Here is a 235-nt window from a genome sequence, read left to right on the forward strand (position 1 = left end):
TTCTTTAGACATTGTGCTCACCCAGACCGGAAAGTTGCTCGATAATGACCTGCTGTTTTACAGCCAGTTCTCCATTGATGCTTCTCGGCGGAGCACCTTCGGGAACGGATAAGCGCTTTAACCAGCCCGGTTTGCCTTGTATTAAAAAGAGGTGATGACCCAGCCTTAATGCTTCCTGAGGATCATGAGTAATAAGCAGCACAGTGCGCTGAGCCAGTAACTCAGCAGCGAGATC

General features: G+C 49.4%; 1 pseudogene. It reads right to left on the reverse strand.

What is annotated here, in order from left to right:
• Nucleotides 1-4: 4 nt before the first annotated feature.
• Nucleotides 5-235 (reverse strand): annotated as a pseudogene (locus ACYP03_RS28085) (ABC transporter ATP-binding protein); the annotation flags it as partial.

The organism is Photobacterium sp. R1 (genome assembly GCF_054600795.1).